This window comes from Prevotella conceptionensis 9403948 (genome assembly GCF_000312305.1).
GTDB classification, from domain to species: domain Bacteria; phylum Bacteroidota; class Bacteroidia; order Bacteroidales; family Bacteroidaceae; genus Prevotella; species Prevotella conceptionensis.
In genome coordinates, this window is sequence record NZ_HE999446.1 from 23,887 (window position 1) to 43,280 (window position 19,394).

8 protein-coding genes and 1 pseudogene are annotated in these 19,394 nt (G+C 44.9%); 6 read left to right on the forward strand and 3 right to left on the reverse strand.

Going from position 1 to position 19,394, the window contains the following annotated elements:
• Window positions 1-532: 532 nt before the first annotated feature.
• The 6 genes and pseudogenes from dut (at window position 533) to BN93_RS18940 (ending at window position 6,937) form a co-directional block, all read left to right on the forward strand.
• Window positions 533-970: a dUTP diphosphatase gene (gene dut, locus BN93_RS06360; RefSeq protein WP_019187501.1), complete on the forward strand. Its 438-nt coding sequence runs from the start codon at window positions 533-535 to the stop codon at window positions 968-970.
• Window positions 971-978: 8 nt separating this feature from the next.
• Window positions 979-2,754, forward strand: coding sequence for a tetratricopeptide repeat protein (locus tag BN93_RS06365; RefSeq protein ID WP_019187502.1), 1,776 nt, complete (start codon window positions 979-981; stop codon window positions 2,752-2,754).
• Between the two features lie 598 nt (window positions 2,755-3,352).
• On the forward strand, window positions 3,353-4,087 hold the full coding sequence (locus tag BN93_RS06370; RefSeq protein WP_232211141.1) for a DUF4292 domain-containing protein: 735 nt from the start codon (window positions 3,353-3,355) through the stop codon (window positions 4,085-4,087).
• Complete coding sequence (locus tag BN93_RS06375) at window positions 4,088-5,944, forward strand: peptidoglycan DD-metalloendopeptidase family protein (protein ID WP_019187504.1); 1,857 nt, start codon at window positions 4,088-4,090, stop codon at window positions 5,942-5,944.
• A 185-nt stretch (window positions 5,945-6,129) separates the two neighbouring features.
• Window positions 6,130-6,273, forward strand: a pseudogene (locus tag BN93_RS18535) (IS5/IS1182 family transposase); the annotation flags it as partial.
• Window positions 6,274-6,808: 535 nt separating this feature from the next.
• On the forward strand, window positions 6,809-6,937 hold the full coding sequence (locus BN93_RS18940; protein ID WP_262498740.1) for a hypothetical protein: 129 nt from the start codon (window positions 6,809-6,811) through the stop codon (window positions 6,935-6,937).
• A 1,624-nt stretch (window positions 6,938-8,561) separates the two neighbouring features.
• Here BN93_RS18940 and BN93_RS06395 read toward each other — a convergent pair.
• The 3 genes from BN93_RS06395 to BN93_RS06410 form a co-directional block, all read right to left on the reverse strand.
• The gene (locus tag BN93_RS06395) at window positions 8,562-11,960 is read right to left on the reverse strand and encodes a leucine-rich repeat domain-containing protein (protein ID WP_394329928.1); all 3,399 of its coding nucleotides are present in this window, start codon (window positions 11,958-11,960) and stop codon (window positions 8,562-8,564) included.
• A gap of 1,736 nt (window positions 11,961-13,696) precedes the next feature.
• The gene (locus BN93_RS06405) at window positions 13,697-13,900 is read right to left on the reverse strand and encodes a hypothetical protein (RefSeq protein WP_019187511.1); all 204 of its coding nucleotides are present in this window, start codon (window positions 13,898-13,900) and stop codon (window positions 13,697-13,699) included.
• Between the two features lie 11 nt (window positions 13,901-13,911).
• Window positions 13,912-17,280, reverse strand: a complete 3,369-nt coding sequence (locus BN93_RS06410) for a leucine-rich repeat domain-containing protein (protein ID WP_084768727.1) — start codon at window positions 17,278-17,280, stop codon at window positions 13,912-13,914.
• Window positions 17,281-19,394: the final 2,114 nt, after the last annotated feature.

A 19,394-nucleotide genomic window follows, 5' to 3' on the forward strand; every position in this document is an offset into this window, starting at 1 on the left:
ACGATGTTGAATACGAACGTGCTTTACCTGTCACGACCTTTACAAAGCAACGATTTGCCTCTGCATAGTCTTATGCTGCAAAGTTAAACAATTTTACAGACATGGCAAACAATAAGAGGTTATTTTATGTTATTATACGTTTTGAAAAACGGAAGTTGTGAAATTTTGAATGAAACAAACGCACCTTGTTTCGGTTTTAGCCTAAGGTCTGCTCTAAAAAACATCACGCTTATGCCGTTCTCCTTAACTAACTTTCGCAAGTGAATAAATCACCCTGCGATTATATATTTATAGTCAAACAAAGGAGTATTTAACAACGATTGCTGTCAACTAATCTCAGTACACTACACTTTTTTAATCTATCAGATGGCGTCAGCATCATCGACATCCCCCTCCCCTTTCCGCCCGTTGTTCGCCAATTTCACCACCAAATGTCCGTTTTTGTGTATTTTTAAATAAGCGTTTTGTCCTTATATCAAGATAATTGCGTATTTTTGCAGATGCTGCGCCATGCGCAATAAAACGAGAAGAGATGCTGAAAGTAAAGATTATTAACCGCGGACACCAACCGCTACCCACATACGCCACGGCTCTTAGTGCAGGAATGGACCTGCGAGCCAACATCGACGAAGACATCACCCTGCTGCCCATGCAACGCCAACTGGTGCCAACGGGATTGCACATTGCACTACCCGAAGGCTACGAGGCGCAGATAAGGCCACGCAGCGGTCTTGCCCTTAAACACGGCATCACCGTGCTTAACACTCCTGGCACAGTGGATGCCGACTATCGCGGCGAAATTATGGTGCTGCTGATTAACTTCTCTAACGAGCCTTTCATCGTGAAAGACGGCGAACGAATTGCACAAATGATTGTTGCCAAGCACGAACAAGTGAGCTTTGAACTCACCGAAACGCTCGACGAAACCGAAAGGGGAGCAGGGGGATACGGACATACTGGACTGAAATAACACAACTGATGAAACGAAATCTGATACACATCGCCGTTGCGACAGCCACTATCGCCACGGCCCTCACCATGGCAACACCCACGCTATGGGCCAAGAAAAAGGTGCAACCCACAAGAGTTGTGCCTACAAAAACCTTGTCGTATAACGACCAACGCCGTTTCGACTACTTCTTTCTCGAAGCCGTGAAACAAGAAAACACAGGCAATTACGCCTCGGCACTTGCCTTGATGAGCCACTGCCTGAGCATCAACCCCAACGCAGCGGAGGTGTATTTCATGCAGGCACCTTACTATGTGCAGATAAAAAACGATTCGTTGGCATTAGCCTGCCTGCAAAAGGCGGCATCGCTACGCCCCGACAACGCCACCTTTACCGAACGCCTAGGTCAGTTTTACATCAGCAGCGGCAACTTCGACAAGGCCATCGAGACGTACGAAAGGCTCACCACAAACAGTGGGGAGCGCGACAACGACGATGCGCTGAACATCCTCATGCAGCTTTATAACAAGAAGAAAGACTTTGCAGGGGTGCTAAGGTCGCTCGAACGACTGGAACAAGTGAACGGCGTTAGCGAAGAGACAACCCTCTCGAAGGTGCGCGCCTACGAGATGCTGGACAACAAGAACGCGGCATACAAGGCTTTGAAACAGTTAAGCGACGACCATCCCAATGACGTGAACTATCGCCTGATGCTTGGAAACTGGCTTATGCAGAACCAAAAGGAGGCCGCTGCGCATAAGATTTTTACCGACGTATTGGCCGACGACCCCGACAACAGCTTTGCACAAGCATCGCTCTACGACTATTATCGCGCCAAAAACGATGAGGCGAAGGCCACACAGCTGCGCGACAAAATGCTCATCAGCGCGAAGACGGACGACGAAACGAAACTGTCTATCATGCGACAGGTGGTGCAAGAAAACGAACGCGCAGGCGGCGACAGCACAAAGGTGCTGGCCCTTTTCGACAAAATAACGGAGGCTAACCCCAACGATGCGGGCATGGCCGAGCTGAAAGCTGCCTACATGTCGGTTAAGAAAATGCCCGACAGCTTGGTGGTTGACGCCCTGAAACGGGCTGTTGCCATCGCACCCGACAACGCTGGGGCACGTTTGCAGCTCATCGAGAATCTTTGGAGAAAACAAAAATGGGACGAAATACTGGCTTTGAGCAAGCAGGCACAGGCCTACAACCCCGAAGAGATGGCTTTTTACTACTTCGAAGGCATTGCCTGCTTTCAGAAAGACAAGAAAGACGAGGCGTTAGACGCTTTCAGAAGGGGCGTAACGCAGATTAACGCCAACAGCAATAAGGACATCGTGTCGGACTTTTACGAGCTGATGGGGGAAATCCTCTATCAAAAGGGACTGGCAAAAGAGGCTTTCGCCTCGTACGACAGCTGCCTACAATGGAAGCCCAACAACCTGGGATGCCTGAACAACTACGCCTATTACCTAGGTGAAAAGGGCATCGAGCTAGATAAAGCCGAGGCCATGAGCTACCGAACTGTGAAGGAAGAACCCAACAACGGCACTTATCTCGACACCTATGCGTGGCTGCTTTTCCTTAAAAAGAGGTATTCGGAGGCGCAGGTTTACATCGACCAGGCACTCAAAAACGACTCTAACAGCCTTAAAAGCAAGGTGGTGGTGGAACATGCCGGCGACATTCACGCCATGAATGGCGACACGAACAAGGCCATTGAATATTGGAAAAAGGCCTTGGAACTGGGTGCCGACAAGGCTGTTATCAACAGGAAAATAAAGCTTAAGAAACCTTTCTGAGTGAAGTAAGAGGGCTTTTCGGGGATTAAGGAGTTAAATCGGATGATGAAGAGTAACAAGACGTGACGGGACAAAAATGTTTAAAGGGCTAAGCAATGGGCCTTTATAGGCCATGTCTGGCAAGCTAATCCAACAAGGAAGGCAAGAAATCCTAGAACAACTAGTAGTCTAGAAGAACTAGAATCACTAGAAACACTAGAAACGCCAACCCAGCTAGACGAATTAGCAAGCCAAGGCTAACAAGCACAAAGGGCGCAGCCATCCTTTCACCTTTTCACCTTTTCACCTTTAAAATCCCTTTCACCCTTTAAAGGTCTTTTCACTCTTCGAGAGTACATATACACTATTTACCACAAAAAAACATACAGCTATGATAAAGAAGAAAAAAACAACAACGGCATGCACCCACAATGGGCTGCGACACATAATAGGTTTTAAAGCGGCAGTAAGAATACTAAGTCTTGCTCTCGCAGTGGTACTTACACCACTGATATGGACCTCTTGCAAAACAAAGTCGGCTGTGGTGTCCGACAGCTCGACACCCACGCACAAGGCTGCACGCGACCGCGAAGTGCTGGCCAACAACCAATTGGCCTTTATGCGCCGCGTTAACGACAACCAAGTGTATGCCAAAAACATCGTTGGAAGTATTTCGCTCAACGTACAAGGCGCGGGAAAAGACGTAACAGTGCCAGGACAACTGCGCATGAGAAAAGACGAAGTGATACGTCTGCAAGCATTTGTGCCACTGCTTGGCACCGAAGTGGGACGTATAGAGTTCACACCCGATTACGTGTTGGTTATCGACCGCATTCATAAAGAATACATCAAGGCCGACTACAACCAAATGGATTTCTTGAGAAAGAACGGACTTAACTTTTACAGCTTGCAGGCCTTGTTCTGGAACCAACTGCTGTTGCCCGACCGCCCACGCATCACCGAAAGCGACCTCAACCAGTTCAGCGTTACTTTCAGTGGCGGCAGCAGCAACCCCGTAACCTATTCCACGGGCAATTTCAACTACGCCTGGCTAGCCGATGCCGACAACGGACGCTTACGACAAACAGACATCACCCATCAAGACGCCACACGCGGAACTTCGAGACTTACATGGAAGTATGGCGACTTCAAAGGAGTTGGCGTAAAGATGTTCCCCGCATCGCAAGTGTTCAGTATGAGTTCTGCTGCCATAAAAGGCGGGCAGACGTTGCAAGTGAGCATCAAGATGAACGAAGTGAAGACCGACGAGAAATGGGAGGCACAAACAACGGTGTCGCCTAAGTATAAGCGCGTAAAGGCACAAGATGTCTTCAACAAAATACTCAACATGTAAATGAAACACGTTCTAACCATCCTCCTTGCCCTCATGGTGGCCTTCCCACTCGGTGCGCAGAAAAAGCGTTCCGCTAAGAAGTCGCGCCCTACGGTCACCACACAAAAGCGAACGCAGGCCAAAGGCAAAGCCGCACAACCTGCCAAAAAGAACGCCAAGATAACAAAAGCTCCTGCTAAGAAAACAGTCAAGCCTGCACCCAAGAAGGGTGCAAAGGCGGCAAACAAACGTGGAAACGCCGCGCGCGAAAAGAACACGCAGGCTGAAACCAACAAGGTTATCAAGGGCTTGCAAGGGCAGAGGGAGGCCATAAAGAAAAAAATTCAACAACAAGAGGCCGCACTTAAAGCCAATCAGGCCGACGTAAAGAAGAAGTTGCAAGAGTTGATGGTTATCAACAGCGAGATTGGCGAACGCCAAAAGAACATCGACGGCATTCAAAAAGACATCAAGCACATCGAAGGAAACATCGGCATACTTAACTCGCAGTTGGCTACGCTTGAACAACAACTGGCCGACCGCAAGGCAAAATACATCCGTTCGGTGCGCTACATGGCGCGCCACCGTTCGGTGCAAGACAAGATGATGTTTGTTTTCTCGGCCAAAAATTTGGCACAAGTATATCGCCGCATGCGTTTCGTGCGCGAATATGCCTCATATCAAAAGGCACAAGGCGAATTGGTTAAGGCCAAACAGCAACAAGTAACCGAGAAACACATCCAATTGGAAGAGGTGAAAGGCCAAAAGAACACCTTATTATATAAGGGCCGCCAAGAACACGCCGCACTGCAAACTAAACAAGGCGAACAACAGAAAGCCGTAGACGGACTGCAACAGCAACAAAAGACCATTCAGGCCGTCATTGCCGAACAACAAAAGAAAGATGCCGCCTTAAACGCCGAGATAGACAGACTCATTGCCATCGAAGTGGAAAAGGCTAGGCAAAGAGCCATAGCCGAGGCCAAGCGTAAAGCAGAAGCAGCCGAGGCTGCTAAACGTAAAGCCGAAGAGTTGGCAAGAAAGAAAGCTGCTGCCGAAGCAGCGGCACGCGAGAACCAACGCCGCATTGCCGAAGCCAAGGCACGCGAAGAGCGACTAAGAGCCGAGGCTAAGGTGGCCGCAGAAGCCGAAAGGGCACGCCGAGTTGAGGCCGAAAGGGCTGCACGCGAGGCTGAAGAACGCCGGGCAAGAGCAGAAAGGGAAACGGCAGACAAACGGGCACGTGCCGAAAAGGAGGCCAGAGAGGCTGCCGAACGTAAGGCAAGAGCCGACCAAGCGGCGCGCGAGTCGGCCGAGAAACAGGCACGAGCACAACAAGCGGCACGCGAAGCCGAGGCTGCACGCGTGGCGGCCGAGCGCAAAGCCGAAGCCGAAAGGGCGAGAAGCGAGAAGGCCATTGCCGACAGCAAGAAGGAAGTGGAAGAGACACGCAAGCTCAGTACGGTAGACCGAATGGTGAGCGGCGGTTTCGAAGCCAACAAGGGGCGCTTGCCCATGCCAATTACAGGCAGCTATCGCATCGTTAGCCACTTCGGGCAATACAATGTTGAAGGCCTTAAAAACGTAAAACTCGACAACAAGGGCATCAACATCCTTGGTGGCAATGGCTGTCAAGCACGCAGCATATACGATGGCGAGGTGAGTGCCGTGTTTGGTTACGGCGGTTCGATGGTAGTAATGGTACGCCACGGTGCCTATATCTCAGTATACGCCAATCTCCGTTCGGCCAATGTAACGCGTGGCCAGCGCGTAACCACACGCCAAACGCTCGGAACCGTGGGTGCGGATAACATCCTGCAATTCCAACTGCGCAAGGAAACAGCGAAACTAAACCCAGAAGCTTGGCTAGGAAGATAACATCTGTTGCACACTAGCAAGCTACATCTAAATACTCGCTACTCAACAAGTGTCACCATGTTTGGCATGCTTGCTGAGTAGCGTGTTTGTTGTCTTATAATGAAGTCATCCAGACTTTTAAAATCTCTACAAATTGAGAGGAGTTTATTATCCTTAGCAGTAAAACCAAGACAAACACTCCTCTCATGTACGAAGTACTGGACAAAGATACAATAAAAAATGTAATCTTGCCACATTTGTCTGTGGCAAAACGCTGTTGTGTTACTAAAAGCAACCTGGCGGAGGCCATTCAGTGCATTCGCTACAAGTTGAAAACGGACTGTCAGTGGCACATAATGAGGAAAAAGTAAAGAACGTTTCTTTATGTTTCTTATGTTCTTATGTCAAAAGTGGACGTGTTTATGCCAACACACGAGAAAAGAACGTTTTCAGTAAGCCAATTGAACACGGTCGAGCTTGCTCGGACGTTGTCATGGCGAGAAAACGCACTTTTCGAGGAACGAGAAAAGAACAATCAACTTGTTCACTTGTCCACTTGTCTTCTTGTTAACTTGTCAACTCGCCATAATCTGTCAATATTTCAGCAAGAAATTTAACATTATGAGTGCCCTTTTTACCAACCAAGCACCCACCTTGTCGCAAAAAATCGATTCTCGCGAAGGTTTGTTTTGATGCAAAAAGGGGTTGGTCTGTGGATACGATAAAATGAATATTTATTTCAAGAAACCGCCATTTGTACCACATTTGAGGCTGTTTGCGGCTAAATGTACTGCAATTTGCAGCAAAACGCAGTGCAATTTGCCGCTAAACGCAGTGCGTTTTGGTGCGAAATGCAGTGCGTTTTGATGCTAAATGCAAGGTAAAATGGTGCAAAATGCAGTGCAAAATGCGGCTAAACGCAAGACGAAAAGAATAAATATGCGCCGCAATGGTATAAACAAAACCTTTAAGAATCATGAAACACATGGCAAAAAAGGGCAAAATGGTGGTTAAAAAGTGAGTTTTTAGGGGCCAAAAGTGGGTAATTGGGTGCAAAAAATAATGAGTCGGCAACCAATCTAGAAAGGCTAAATGGTACAAAATGCAGGTCCTTTTCTTAAAATCGAACATATTGGGAACCGTAAAAGATCAAAAACAGTGGCAATTTACCCACTTTATGGCCTATATTTTCGCTAGAACGGAGCGAAAACTAGAGCAATGCTGTAAAATAAAAGATAACGATTTAAGCTTTTGAGTTGATGAGTTTTTCAGTTGGGGAGCTTTTGGGTTGATTAGTTCTTGAGTTGATGAGCTTTTCAGTTGATGATGTTTTGGGTTAATGGGCTTTGGAGTTGGGGCGTTTGTGAATTTGTGAGTTGAGGTCTTCGGGAGTTGTTGGACTTTTGTGAGTTTATAAGCCAGTGAGTTGGTTTGTCAAGCACTTCTCTCAATTTATAGAAACATTAAAAGTCAAGACGACTTCAAAGATAATAAACTCCTCTCGATTTGTCGAGATTTAAAAAGTCTAGATGACTTCAATTGTTAAATTTAAATTTCAATCGGTCGTTAGTCTGCTTATCAATTCTTTTAGGCTGTTTCCATCTCCTCCAATAGCAAGTGTAACGAAAGACGTTTTTACCAGAAAGCATGAACCCAAATTGGACATTAAGGAACACATCTTTCTTTTTTGCTGGAAAAACACAGTATGCTTGCAAATGGTTCGTTCTCCATTAACGTCTTTGTCGATTACGGGAGGCGTCTCATTACACTTTACTTTCAACCCCAACCTGTTCATTAAACCGTTTATCAAACATTTTAAGTTATTCCCATCGCTGCCTGTTCATCTTTCGTTTGCTTGCGGGCATATTGTCTGTCTTATCCTCTTAAAAGTAGCCCGTTACGCCTTCAAAAGAATAAGCCGACAAGATGCCGGCAAGCAAACAAAATCTGCGCTGGTTCGAACGACTGAATTGGGACAAATGACTGGTTTGGAATTAATCATTTGCACCCATATAGCAATTTCTCCGACAAGATGAAAGTGTTTTTTCTAATGGCCAATTTGACATAAACAATTCACGCTGGCTGTTACTCCTGATGAGGAACGTTGCGTCCATGCTACGCGGTAGCTAACGAATAACGTTCTTCTCTTACGCCTTAGACATGTTCAACACATGGTAGCCTTATTTCATAACTCGTATGGTTTAGTCCCTCAAAATCGAACATCTTAGCGGTGTACCGCTGCCACAAAAGGAGAATAGGGGAGTGTTACTCTCCCCTATTCGATCAACCATAAATATTCATTTAACCATGAAACTTATCGCCCTTCCTATTTCAAACGAAGTGATTCGATCGCCCATAAAATTTCGTTTACTCATGAACAATCTATCTTTTTATGAAGGTTTGGCACGAAAAAGAGCCTTCGTAGCCTAATACCCCCAAGTGGGTTCGTAGCCCTGTTGCTTAATTAGTTCGTCTTCGTTTTCATCGAAGAAATCAGAACCTTTTCCATCTATGGGCTTGCCAGGATCATACTCTCTGCCAACTCAGGGGCCGGCAATAATCATCAGCTGTTCTATGGGCAAAAACATGTTCTCGGCTCTGGGGCCTTTTGTATGTTTTCTTCTCCATAGCCTTGTCTTTACTTGACAAGCACTTTCCTGCCATTATGTACATATACGCCCTTTTGCGGATTGCTCACGCGCTGCCCGTTCAGGTTATAATAAACGTCGTTGGCTTTCATTTCCTCACTCGTGGTGACGTTTTCGATGTTGGTGGTCTCGTCATCGTCAAAGCATGGTTTCAACTCCTTGGATGGTGCAGCCCCAGAAGGTAGAGTCAGATATGCCTTATGTACGGGGAAGTTGAGAATAGGTGCTGTTGCCTTTTTAAATACACCCTTTTGCAATACATAAATGGGAGAAGTTGTACTGGCGTCTACTTTTTTTGAATTCACCTCTATGCCATTCATGACATTGTCCGTGATGTGATAAGTAACGTTGTCTTTCTCACCGATGGTGTAATACAACAGACCGCCGGTGCTATTTTTCGAGCCAAGAATCTTCAACAGTACGCCCGTGTTTGCTGGCACGTATGCGTAGGAATCACTAACGCCTCCATGCTGGTCGATGCTTTTCATTCTTATGTGTTGCGGTGTGTTTCCACCATAATCCCCTGATCCATTCAATAGCCTACCATAGACGAATGCAGCTACATTCACCCCTCCATTAGAGGCACAGTCGCCAAAGTCAACATCGAACTCACGGGCGAAAGTCACGTATTTAGTTTCAATCTGTGTGTCCTTTATCTTATAGTCTATCTGTGATGTGAAATTAAAGGGACTTAACCCCTCTCTCTTCTTGGTGTCGTTATAGACTGTCTTGGTCCATTCTGCTTTATACTTGTCGTATGCCGACTTCTTAACATATATCTTCGTGTCGGGGTCGAACTCGTTATAGTTTTTCCCAGTGGCATCAAGTTCGAAACGCGTAGTGCCGAGCATCTCCTTGGTTGGTTCGCTTTCGATGAAGAACACGCTCTGTATTTTACTGTTGTTCTTTACGAAAGCCTTAGCCCCAATATACTTTACGTTCTGCTTAACCACAACTTCCTTTATGCTGTTGGGAGCATTCTCGAAGGCGTAGTCGCCAATGAGGCTCACTTCGTACTTCTTACTCCCATTGCTGATTTCAGTGGGTAAGATAAAGGTATGATCGTTGCGGGTTGTGCTGAGCAAGTCTACGGCATTCTCAGATACGGCTATATACTCCTCCGTCCCAGCTTGGAACGAACTGTTTATCGAGGCGAACTTTTGATAGAAGGGATCGCTTTGATATGCGCTCAACTTGTCTTTACGCACGTTAATCTTGATCTTCCCCATCTTCTTTTGTCCTGGTTTGTCTACATCAAAAGATTCTTCATTCTGCTCTTGATTGATGTTCATAGGGCTGATGATCTGATCGCAAAGGAATGTTATGGTGTTAAGGTTGTCGCAAAGACCAAATGCGCGCTTTCCGATAGACATCACCTTGTTGGGTACGGTGACATTTTCCAGTTTCTTGCAATCGTAAAATGCATATTCACCAATGGCGGTGATGGATGGTGGCAGAGGTGTAAACTTACTGTTGGCCTTGCCGGGAGGGAATATCATCAGCGTATTCTTGCTTTTCGATAGTAAGTATCCGTCAACGCTAGAATATACGCTATTATCCTTGTCGACGTTTATTGCTGTAAGGTTAGAGCAGTATTTAAACGCCTCAGGACTGATATAGGTTGTTGCCTTCGTTATGTCTATCGTCGTGAGAGCCTGACATCTCAAGAAAGCTTCCCTTTCTATCTTCTTCACCTTCTTGGGAACGTTGATACTGGTGATGCCGCAATCGGCAAAGGCCCCTGCGCCTATCTCCACCATATCTGCGTTAGGATCAAACGTAACCGTCTTCATGTTCGTGCAACCGATAAAGGCATTAGACTCGATGGTCTTCACCGACTTGGGTATTTTAAACGACTGAAGATTGCTCAAACCTGCAAACACGTTCCTCTCAATCTTCTCCAAATCACAGTCACCTAAAAAGTTAAACGCTTTAAGTTTGGTGTTCGTGGCGAACGCCTTTATTTTAATGCCTCTCAACTTCGAACCTGCGGGAATGTTGATGGTTTCAAGACCCGTACAAACATAGAAAATCTCATTTAGGTAGAGCAACGACTTTGGCAGTGTCACTTCCTTCAGTTTGTTACACGACCAAAACGCGTAATATTGGATATCCTCCAATTGTGAGTTCGCGTCAAAGATTATCCTTTCGAGATTTGACATGCCACGAAATGCCATCGCGTTTATGTTCTTTACTTTTGCAGGAATGTGCATCGTAGTTATCCCTTTGACACCTTGAAACGCCTGTCTAGCGATTAGCTCCACTGTCGAGGGTATAGTATAGCTCGCACCAGCTTTGGCGGCGGGGTAGAAATACAGTGTTTTCATATCCTTAGAGAACAGCACTCCGTTTACGGCAACAAAGTCGGCATTTCCTGGGTCTACCTTATATTCCGTCAAATTCGGACATGCCTCGAAACCTCCTTCCATCATGCCATCGCCAGTTTCGTAGGTGAATGGTTTCAGTTTTTTAGGCAAAGTGATAGTGGTGAGCTTGGGGGCATTGTAGATCGCCGATCCTACCAGCCTTGTCACTTCATTAAGACTGATGGATTCGAGAAAGCGACTACTTGATATAGCATAACTTGTAATAGCCTTAATTCCGTTAGGCACCGTATAATTTTTATCCGCTTTTGCCATTGGGTACACAACGAGTGTCGTGTCTCTGAAAAGTACGCCATCGATAGTCTTGTAGTGTGGTGCATCCGATGGAATCTCCATTTCGACGAGCGTGCTAATTGGTGCAATTGTAGGGTAGCCTTCATACGTACCTTCTAAGTTCTTGGGCAAAACAATCTTTGTGAGCCCCTCAATGTTTTGGATGGCCGCTGCGTTGATATACTTCACATCTGAGTTCACGGTATACGTCCCTCCCTTGAGTGGAACATTAGACGGAACGGAAAGGAGCGACCTCTTGCCCGTGGTATAAAGAGCGCCATCCTCATCGTTCTCGAAGTAGGAGTTTGATGGGTCTACGGTGAACTTGGGTGTAGAGAAAAGGGCAATCCATGCACCTGGTTCAATCGTTTTCACCTTTTTAGGAATGTTCATGGTAGATAGCTTAGCCCAGCGGAAAGCGTACATCTTGATAAATTCAATGGTTTCCGGCAATTGCACAGAAGTAATACCAACACTTTTGTAAAGTGGATTAAACTCTACCCCGACAACGGTAAGGACGTATCCCTCATTGTCGGTAATCTTTGCGGACAAAGTCAATGCGCCTGTCTTAGTGGGTTTCGTTCCAAGAAAGGATAAAGTTAGTTTCTCCTCGGAAACCACCTTGTAATAGCAGTCGCCGAATACCACGACTTGATCGTTGGTGTATGAAAAGCCTCTAATCGGCATAGTTACAAACAGCAATACTAAAAATGTAAATCTAAATGTGTTCATGTTCGTGTGTATTTAAGATGTACCATTAATTATCTTCTATTATCTTCGTGAGTCCTAGGTCTGTAGAGGGAATGCCCTCCATGCCCCATGGGTAAAGCCTTGGGGACACCAAGCACTTTAATTCCTTATTCTGTTTCTTCGAGAAGAGACAGGTTCCAGATCATTATCATTCTCCCATTTACATTTGTTTCCCATGATATTTTCAACGTAAAACGTATCAATATATATTATAAATCCATCAGGCCATTTGGCGTGTATGGACACGGATTGCAGGTTTTGCCTTCTTACAGGGGGCGGCAAGTCACTGCGCCATCCAACGCAAAACAAGATAATTTCACAAGGCGAGCAAATTATACGCGCCACCACTGTCACCTTAAGACGAATCGGCAGATCTTCGGAATTGTTGGATTACAGTCTTTTAGAGGCTCTTCTGAAAGTCTACAGCTTTGAATTTGCAGTTTTACAACCCAATTCAACAGGGTGGTGTAATGAATCAAAGTCAAGAGGTATACTCTCAATTCGCAAGTTATTTAGACAGAAACCCCTTCAATTATTTTGTTTGCGAATATGATGGAGACAAGTACGCGAAACATTTCTAATGTTGGGACCAACCATTTGCAATGATATTTGGACCTCTCTCATATCATGAAAGTCAGATAGGTGCCGTCGCAGTTTTGAAATCTCACCAATTCAAGTGTCAGTTTCTTGGTATAGGAAGTAAGCCGATTGCCAAAGTCACATTGGCATCTGCAAACCAGAGCCGCCACCACAAGGATTTCGAGATTTTCGTCCTCTACATGATGAAGGAGACTTGCAAGAATCATTCAACCAACCTTCTGGACATTTCAGTAAAGAAATAGGTATTTCACCCAACGACCATTACCTGCACCTCTCTACGTTTCCATATGCAAGATTCAGAAAGACAAAAGGCGGTGCCAAAGCCCATGTATCGTATCACATTGAGGTTCAAATGCGATTTTTCTACGCGGCAACCACTGCATCAAAGCATGGATTCTACGACAATGGTTCCAATTCATTACACCCCAAACGTTTACTAAACACACGACAGGGATTATGAATTCTCCAAGGAACTCTATGGGATACAACATCTAAAAGAGTCCTTTTCTGTAGTCAGAGCCAAGACCAAATTGAAATACAAGATAGTCAGATGGAAAAGCCACACCAAAGAACGTGTTGACCGATGCCGAGGTGAAACTTTCATGCCATCCGCCTGGGGAGAAACACCCACAACCATTTAGGTTTGTAAGACATTATGATGAGGAAAAGAACATGAGTTCACTTTTCTCGCCAAAGCCAAGCAGCTTACAGCTCTTGAAGTTGCATATCTTTACAAGGAAAGATAAGTGGTCGAATTCTTCATCAAATGCCCAAAACAGCATTTCAAAGTCAAGACATTTGGGGTACGATATAGAATGCCGTCCGTTTCCAGATTGCTGTCGCCTTTATAACCCCTTATCTTGTGGCTATGGTCCATCATGATATGAATTTGGAAAGCTCTACCTATGAAGTCTTGCAAATCTCAAGCATGTCCACTAGTGGACAAGGCTCGCTTAACAGCCCCGTTCGATAAGACTAAATTCAACGAAGTCAAAGAACTCGATAGCCACCTCATTCCGAGATTGTTCGACCAACCATTAACTTTCCCAATTCTAACGAAACGCCGATGACCATTTCTCATGAACGAACTTTTGTGTAGTCATGCAAGACACAATCGTCTACCAATAATCGCCAATGTCTTGATCGTTTTCTAGTTCTAAGCTCGTATCTTCCTCGTCTTCGAAACAGTTTGTCCCCTTGCCCTCTATGGGCTTTCCAGGATCGTAGCCGCCACCAACACCAGGACTGGCTACTATCATCAGCTGCTCAATATCCAAGTTCACTAACCCGGCCTGAGGTTTTCTGTATGTTCTCTTTTTCATTACAATGTACTTTATTTAATGATTACCTTCTTGCCTCGATGGATGTAAATGCCTTTCTGCGGATTGTCTACACGTTGTCCGTTAAGGTTATAGTATGCGTCGTCCTCCTTACCGTTCTCGTCGTTTGTTACTCCGCCTATACCAGTAACCGTTTCCCCCTCGTCGGCAGCAATCTCTTCGTCGTCAAATTGTAGTATCAGCTTGGCACCGGCAGGTTTATTCACCTTAAGGTAGGCCTTATGTACGGGGAAATTATTCACGGGTACTGTTACCCTTCTGAACGACCCTCCTTGCATCACATAGTAACGTGCAGAACCAAAGGGCACCACTTTGGTGGCATTAACCGTAACACCTTTCATTACATTATTGGCAATGCTGTACTGCACATCGTCTTTCTCTCCTATAGTGTAATAGAAATCGGCATTAGTGGTACTTTTGTTATCAATAACTTTCAGCAGCACGCCTGTGTTGGCTGGGACGTAGCCGTACGAATCGCTCACACCACCGTTGCAATCGATACTCGTCATACGAATGCGATATGTAGCCGTCCCATAGTCGGGCTTGCCGAACACCACTTTCGAGCCAGACACGAATGCAGCCACGCGCGAACCGTTCTCTGTAACACATTCTTTGAAGTCTACATCAAATTCGCGAGCGAATGTCGCATACTTCGTATTAATCTTCACGTCTTTTATACGATAGTCTATCTGATTTGTGAAGTTATAAGGGCTCTGTTCCTCATGCTTTGTAACGGAGTTGTAGCGCGTCTTGGTCCATTCAGCCTTATACTTATTGTATGCCGACTTCTTAACATATATCTTAGTGTCGGGTGCAAACTCATTGTAATTGTCCCCTGTTGCATCTAGATCGAAACGAGTAGTGCTAAGCATTCCCTTAGTGGGGTTACCCTCAATGAAGAACACGTTCTTCAAAGTATTTCCAGTAGTCACGAAAGCCTTGGCTCCGATATACTCAACATTCTTCTTCACCACCACCTCTTTTACATTGGGCGAAACATGTTCGAAGGCATAGTCGCCAATAAAACTTACTTCGTATTTTTTGCCCCCATAGTGGAAGTCGGTTGGAAGCACGAAAGTATGGTCGGCGTTCTCGGTGCTGAGCATGGCCGCGGCCTTCTCCGAAACAAGGATATACTCTTCCTTGGAAATAGTGAATGATGGACGTATCGAGGCAAATTTCTTGTAGAAAGGGATGCTTTGATAATCACCAAACTTGTTCTTACGAACGTTAATGGTAATCTTACCCATTTTTTTTGTCGCTCCTTTGTCGGCATCGAATGCCGCATCATTGCCACCTTGACTAATGTTGGCCGCAGGTATTATCTCGTCGCAAAGGAATGTGATGGTGTTAAGATTGTCACAAAAGCCAAACGCACGTTTACCAATATGCTTCACTTTATTGGGTATAGTCACGTTCTTCAGTTTCTTGCAATCGTAGAAAGCATAATCACCAATCTTAATGACGGAAGGAGGTAAGAGCGTGAAACGCTCATTAGCCTTGCCTGGAGGGAATATCATTAGTTCCTGTTTGTTTTTCGACAACAAGTATCCGTCAATGCTTGAATACACTTCGTTGTCCTTATCCACGTTTATGGCGGTAAGTCTGGAACAGTATTTAAATGCCTCCGGGCTGATAGAGGTCGTTGCTTTCGTGATGTTTATTGTGGTAAGGGCCTCGCATTTCAAAAAGGCCTCCCTTTCTATCTCCACCACTTTTTGGGGGATTTTGATGTTGGTTATTCCACAGTCGGCAAAAGCTCCTTCACCTATTTTCTGTATTACAGCATTCGGATCGAAGGTTACGGTTGTTAGATTTTTACATCCGATGAAAGCATTAGCATCAATGTAGGCCACTGACTTGGGAATGCTAAATGCCGTAAGTTCTTTAAGGCCGGCGAACACGTTGGCCCCTATTCTGTTCAGTTGGCACTCGCCCATGAAGTTAAACGCCTTCAATTTTCTATTGGTTGAGAATGCGCCCGAACGGATAGTGGTTAACTTAGAGTTAGCGGGCACATTGATAACCTCCAGGTTTTCACATTCGTAGAACACCGCTCCAAGTGAGGTTATACCTTTGGGAAGTGTCACCACGTTCAATTTCGAACATCCTCTGAAAGCTAAATCAGAGATGTAGTTCACTTTAGAATTAGCATCGAAAGTTAATGTTGAGAGGTTACTCAATTGGCGAAATGCACTTGAACCTATTACTATTACGTTTTGCGGAATATGAATGGAGGTGATGAATTGCGCATTTTGAAAGGCATTGTTGCCAATTTGGGTTACACTATTGGGAATAGCATAACTACTTCCCGGCTTACTTGGCGGATAGCAGTACAGTAGCGTTTTATCTGCCGAGAACAAAACACCATTCTCAATAACAAAGTCGGTATTGCCGCTGGCCACATAATAGGTTGAAACCTTTGGGCACGACTCGAAACAACCTTCCATTAGTCCTTGTCCAGGAACCTTGCCATACTTTTTAATGTCTTTGGGGATTGTTATCGAAGTCAATTCCAATGCATTATATATGGCAGAATTACGGAGCGTGGTAACTTGGTTCAGGTCGATACTTCGTAAGTGTCCGTTGTCAGATATGGAATAGGTCGCTAACTTCTTGATACCATTTGGAACTACGTAGTTCTGCGTAGATTTTCCTTGTGGGTACAAAACAAGCTCATCTCCCTTAAACAGCACACCGTCTACAGCCGAAAAAGGAGTGCTACCACCTGGCCTGACCTCAAAAGCTTCAAGTGAGGACGTGGGAGCAATGGTGAACATACCCATATCAATACTCTGCAATCCATTGGGCAACACCACTTTTTTTAGACCGTTGGTTTTAAGAAACGCACCTATGCATATACGTTTAACATTATTGTCTACATTATATACGCCCCCAGCTGCCAATTGTACGTCCGAGGGCACTGAATAGAGCTTAGTCTTCCCTTTTGAGTAAAGTGCACCATCGCTACCTGCCTCAAAATGTAGGCTCCCCGATGCAACGGTAAATTTTGGTGCTTTATTTAAACAGCAAAAAGCACTCTCGGAAATATTGGTTACCGATTGGGGGATATGTACTTTGATAAGTGGAGCCCAAAGAACACTAAACGCCCCAATTGTCTTGACCGTCTCTGGAATTGTTAATTCGGTTACTCCATAACAGGCATAACCAGGTTCATACTGTAACTCGGTAATTGTAAACGTAGCATCTTTGCCATCGAAGACACTGTTAGGCAATGTTAATGGACCAGAAGGAAAACCATTAGTGCCTATGAAAGCCAGCGTATGACTAGTGGGAGATAACACCTTGTACCATAATTGGTTAAATGTGACAATTTGACCGCCAGTATAAGCGAAACCCATGATTGGCATTGCTGCAACAAACAACGTCAATAATAAAAGTCGAAAAGTGTTCATGTTCTTGCGATTTAAATGGATTATTAGACCTTTTTTGAAACTTCTACGAATTGTAGCAAACGCACCGCTCATGGCAGCACATTCGAAGTATTGCGTACCTCGAACCCAATCGCGTCTTAGACAAGACCCATTGGGGCGATAGATTCCACCTTCTACACTTATATTTCTTTCTTTTGTGTTTCATGATCTTTCTAAACTTAGTATCAAATGACGAGGCGTACAAATCTCCTAATTCTCCATTAAGGGCTATTGTCGTCTCTAATTCTCCAAATCTTTATTTCATGGCATGCCCGTTATTTGCATAGTGGGCATTCTCTTTTGTTTGTTGGCCAAACACCGACACAGAAAGCCATCTTAAATTCCAACAAGGATGGCAGAATGGGCAACTGCATTGCCTGCATTCGGTTATGTTTTGCAAAGTTAAACGTTTTTACAAACAAAACAAATTTCTTGACGTTATTTTATGTTATAATTCGTTTAGAAGACGGTAGAAAAGCATCAGGGTTTTCCTGTTTCTCGCAACTATTCTCCTACATTTAACCACCTTCGCCTATTTTAACATACATCACATAGATTATGTTTATCAACTTAAGTCCCAATCGGCGAGTTAAACCGCTTATCAGACATTTTAAGTTGATTGCATTGTTTCCTGCCTGTCTTCCGTTTGCTTGTCGACACCTTGTCTGCCTTTTCCTCGTACGCTGCCCGCTACGCCGTCAAGAACAAGACGGGCGATACGCTCTACTGTCAAACAAAATCGGCACAGGCACCAACGATCGGTTTAGGCTAAACCATATGATGACGTATGCCCCTAAAATACACAGTGAAAAAGAGAGGAAACAAAGCAAAAATGAAAGAACGGCCAATAAGCCTCAATCGTGCCAATGGTCTATTGTGGCTTTGGGTGTTTTCAACAGGTAGAAAACTAGCTGTCAAAGGCGGATGTGTTCTGCATTTCCACGATGAGGTTTCTGTTGGCCATGAGTGGCATACCCAACAAACACACGCATTGCCAGTGGTAACAGCAAAAACAAAGTTCCAACGCAAGGGCTGCATACCCTGCAAGCGCTTGTATTGCCAGTGATAGGCATACGCGCGATTTCAGAGCTGTTGCCCTTGCACGCGTACATGCGACGAGCCTGTTTGTACAGTTTTCAGTAATTATTTTAACATTATGGCTGACTTTTTCGCCACCAATCGCCTAACTTCCCGCAAAAAATCGATTCTCGCGGAGGTTTATTTTGGTGCAAAAAGGGGTTAGTTGCACATACAGGCAAAATGAATTTTTATTTAAACCGACCACCACTAACACCCATTTTTGGTCGATTTGCAGCAAAACACAATGCGTTTTGCCGCTAAATGCAGTGCAATATGGTGCAAAACGCAAGGTGAAATGGCGCAAAACGCAGTGCAAAATGCCGCTAAACGCAAGACGAAAAACATAAATATCCACAGCAATTGCATAAATAAAACCCTTTATCGCCACCAAAATCATAGCTGGAAAGAGTGAAATAGCAGTTAAAAAGTGGGTTTTTAGGGTCTAAAAACGTGTAATTGGGCATGAAAAATTACGAGCTGGCAAGCAAACTAGAAAGGCTAAATGGTGCAAAACGCAGGTTGTATGCTTAAAAACGGACAATTCGAAAGACGTGAAAGACTATAAATAGTGTCGATTTACCTACTTTTTGACCTCTATTTTCGCTAGAATGGGATAAATTTTAGAGTCGTATTGTAAAGATAAAAAAATAATTTAAGATTTTGAATTGACGAGGTTGTGTCGTGTAGGCTGATGAGAGCACGAGCTTGAAAGTTGGTGAGGGTGTGATGAAGTAAGTTGATGGGTTAGTGGGCTTGTGGGGGCGTGAGGTTGAAAGTTGATGAGAGCATGAGTTTGAGAGTTGGTGAGGGTGTGAGAATGTAAGTTGATAGGTTGGTGGGCTTGTGAGGGCGTGAAGTTGAAAGTTGATGAGAGCATGAGCTTGAAAGTTGGCGAGGGTGTGAGGATGTTAGTTGATGGGTTGGTGGGCTTGTGGGGGCATGAGGTTGAAAGTTGATGAGAG

Excerpts from the sequence above, each read along its gene's own strand:
- BN93_RS06365 (WP_019187502.1), top strand. The coding sequence starts at position 979 with ATGAAACGAAATCTGATACACATCGCCGTTGCGACAGCCACTATCGCC.
- BN93_RS06410 (WP_084768727.1), bottom strand. The coding sequence starts at position 17,280 with ATGGGTTTCGCTTATACTGGCGGTCAAATTGTCACATTTAACCAATTA.
- BN93_RS06405 (WP_019187511.1), bottom strand. The coding sequence starts at position 13,900 with ATGAAAAAGAGAACATACAGAAAACCTCAGGCCGGGTTAGTGAACTTG.
- BN93_RS18940 (WP_262498740.1), top strand. The coding sequence starts at position 6,809 with ATGGTGCAAAATGCAGTGCAAAATGCGGCTAAACGCAAGACGAAAAGA.
- BN93_RS06375 (WP_019187504.1), top strand. The coding sequence starts at position 4,088 with ATGAAACACGTTCTAACCATCCTCCTTGCCCTCATGGTGGCCTTCCCA.
- BN93_RS06395 (WP_394329928.1), bottom strand. The coding sequence starts at position 11,960 with ATGAACACATTTAGATTTACATTTTTAGTATTGCTGTTTGTAACTATG.
- BN93_RS06370 (WP_232211141.1), top strand. The coding sequence starts at position 3,353 with ATGCGCCGCGTTAACGACAACCAAGTGTATGCCAAAAACATCGTTGGA.
- dut (WP_019187501.1), top strand. The coding sequence starts at position 533 with ATGCTGAAAGTAAAGATTATTAACCGCGGACACCAACCGCTACCCACA.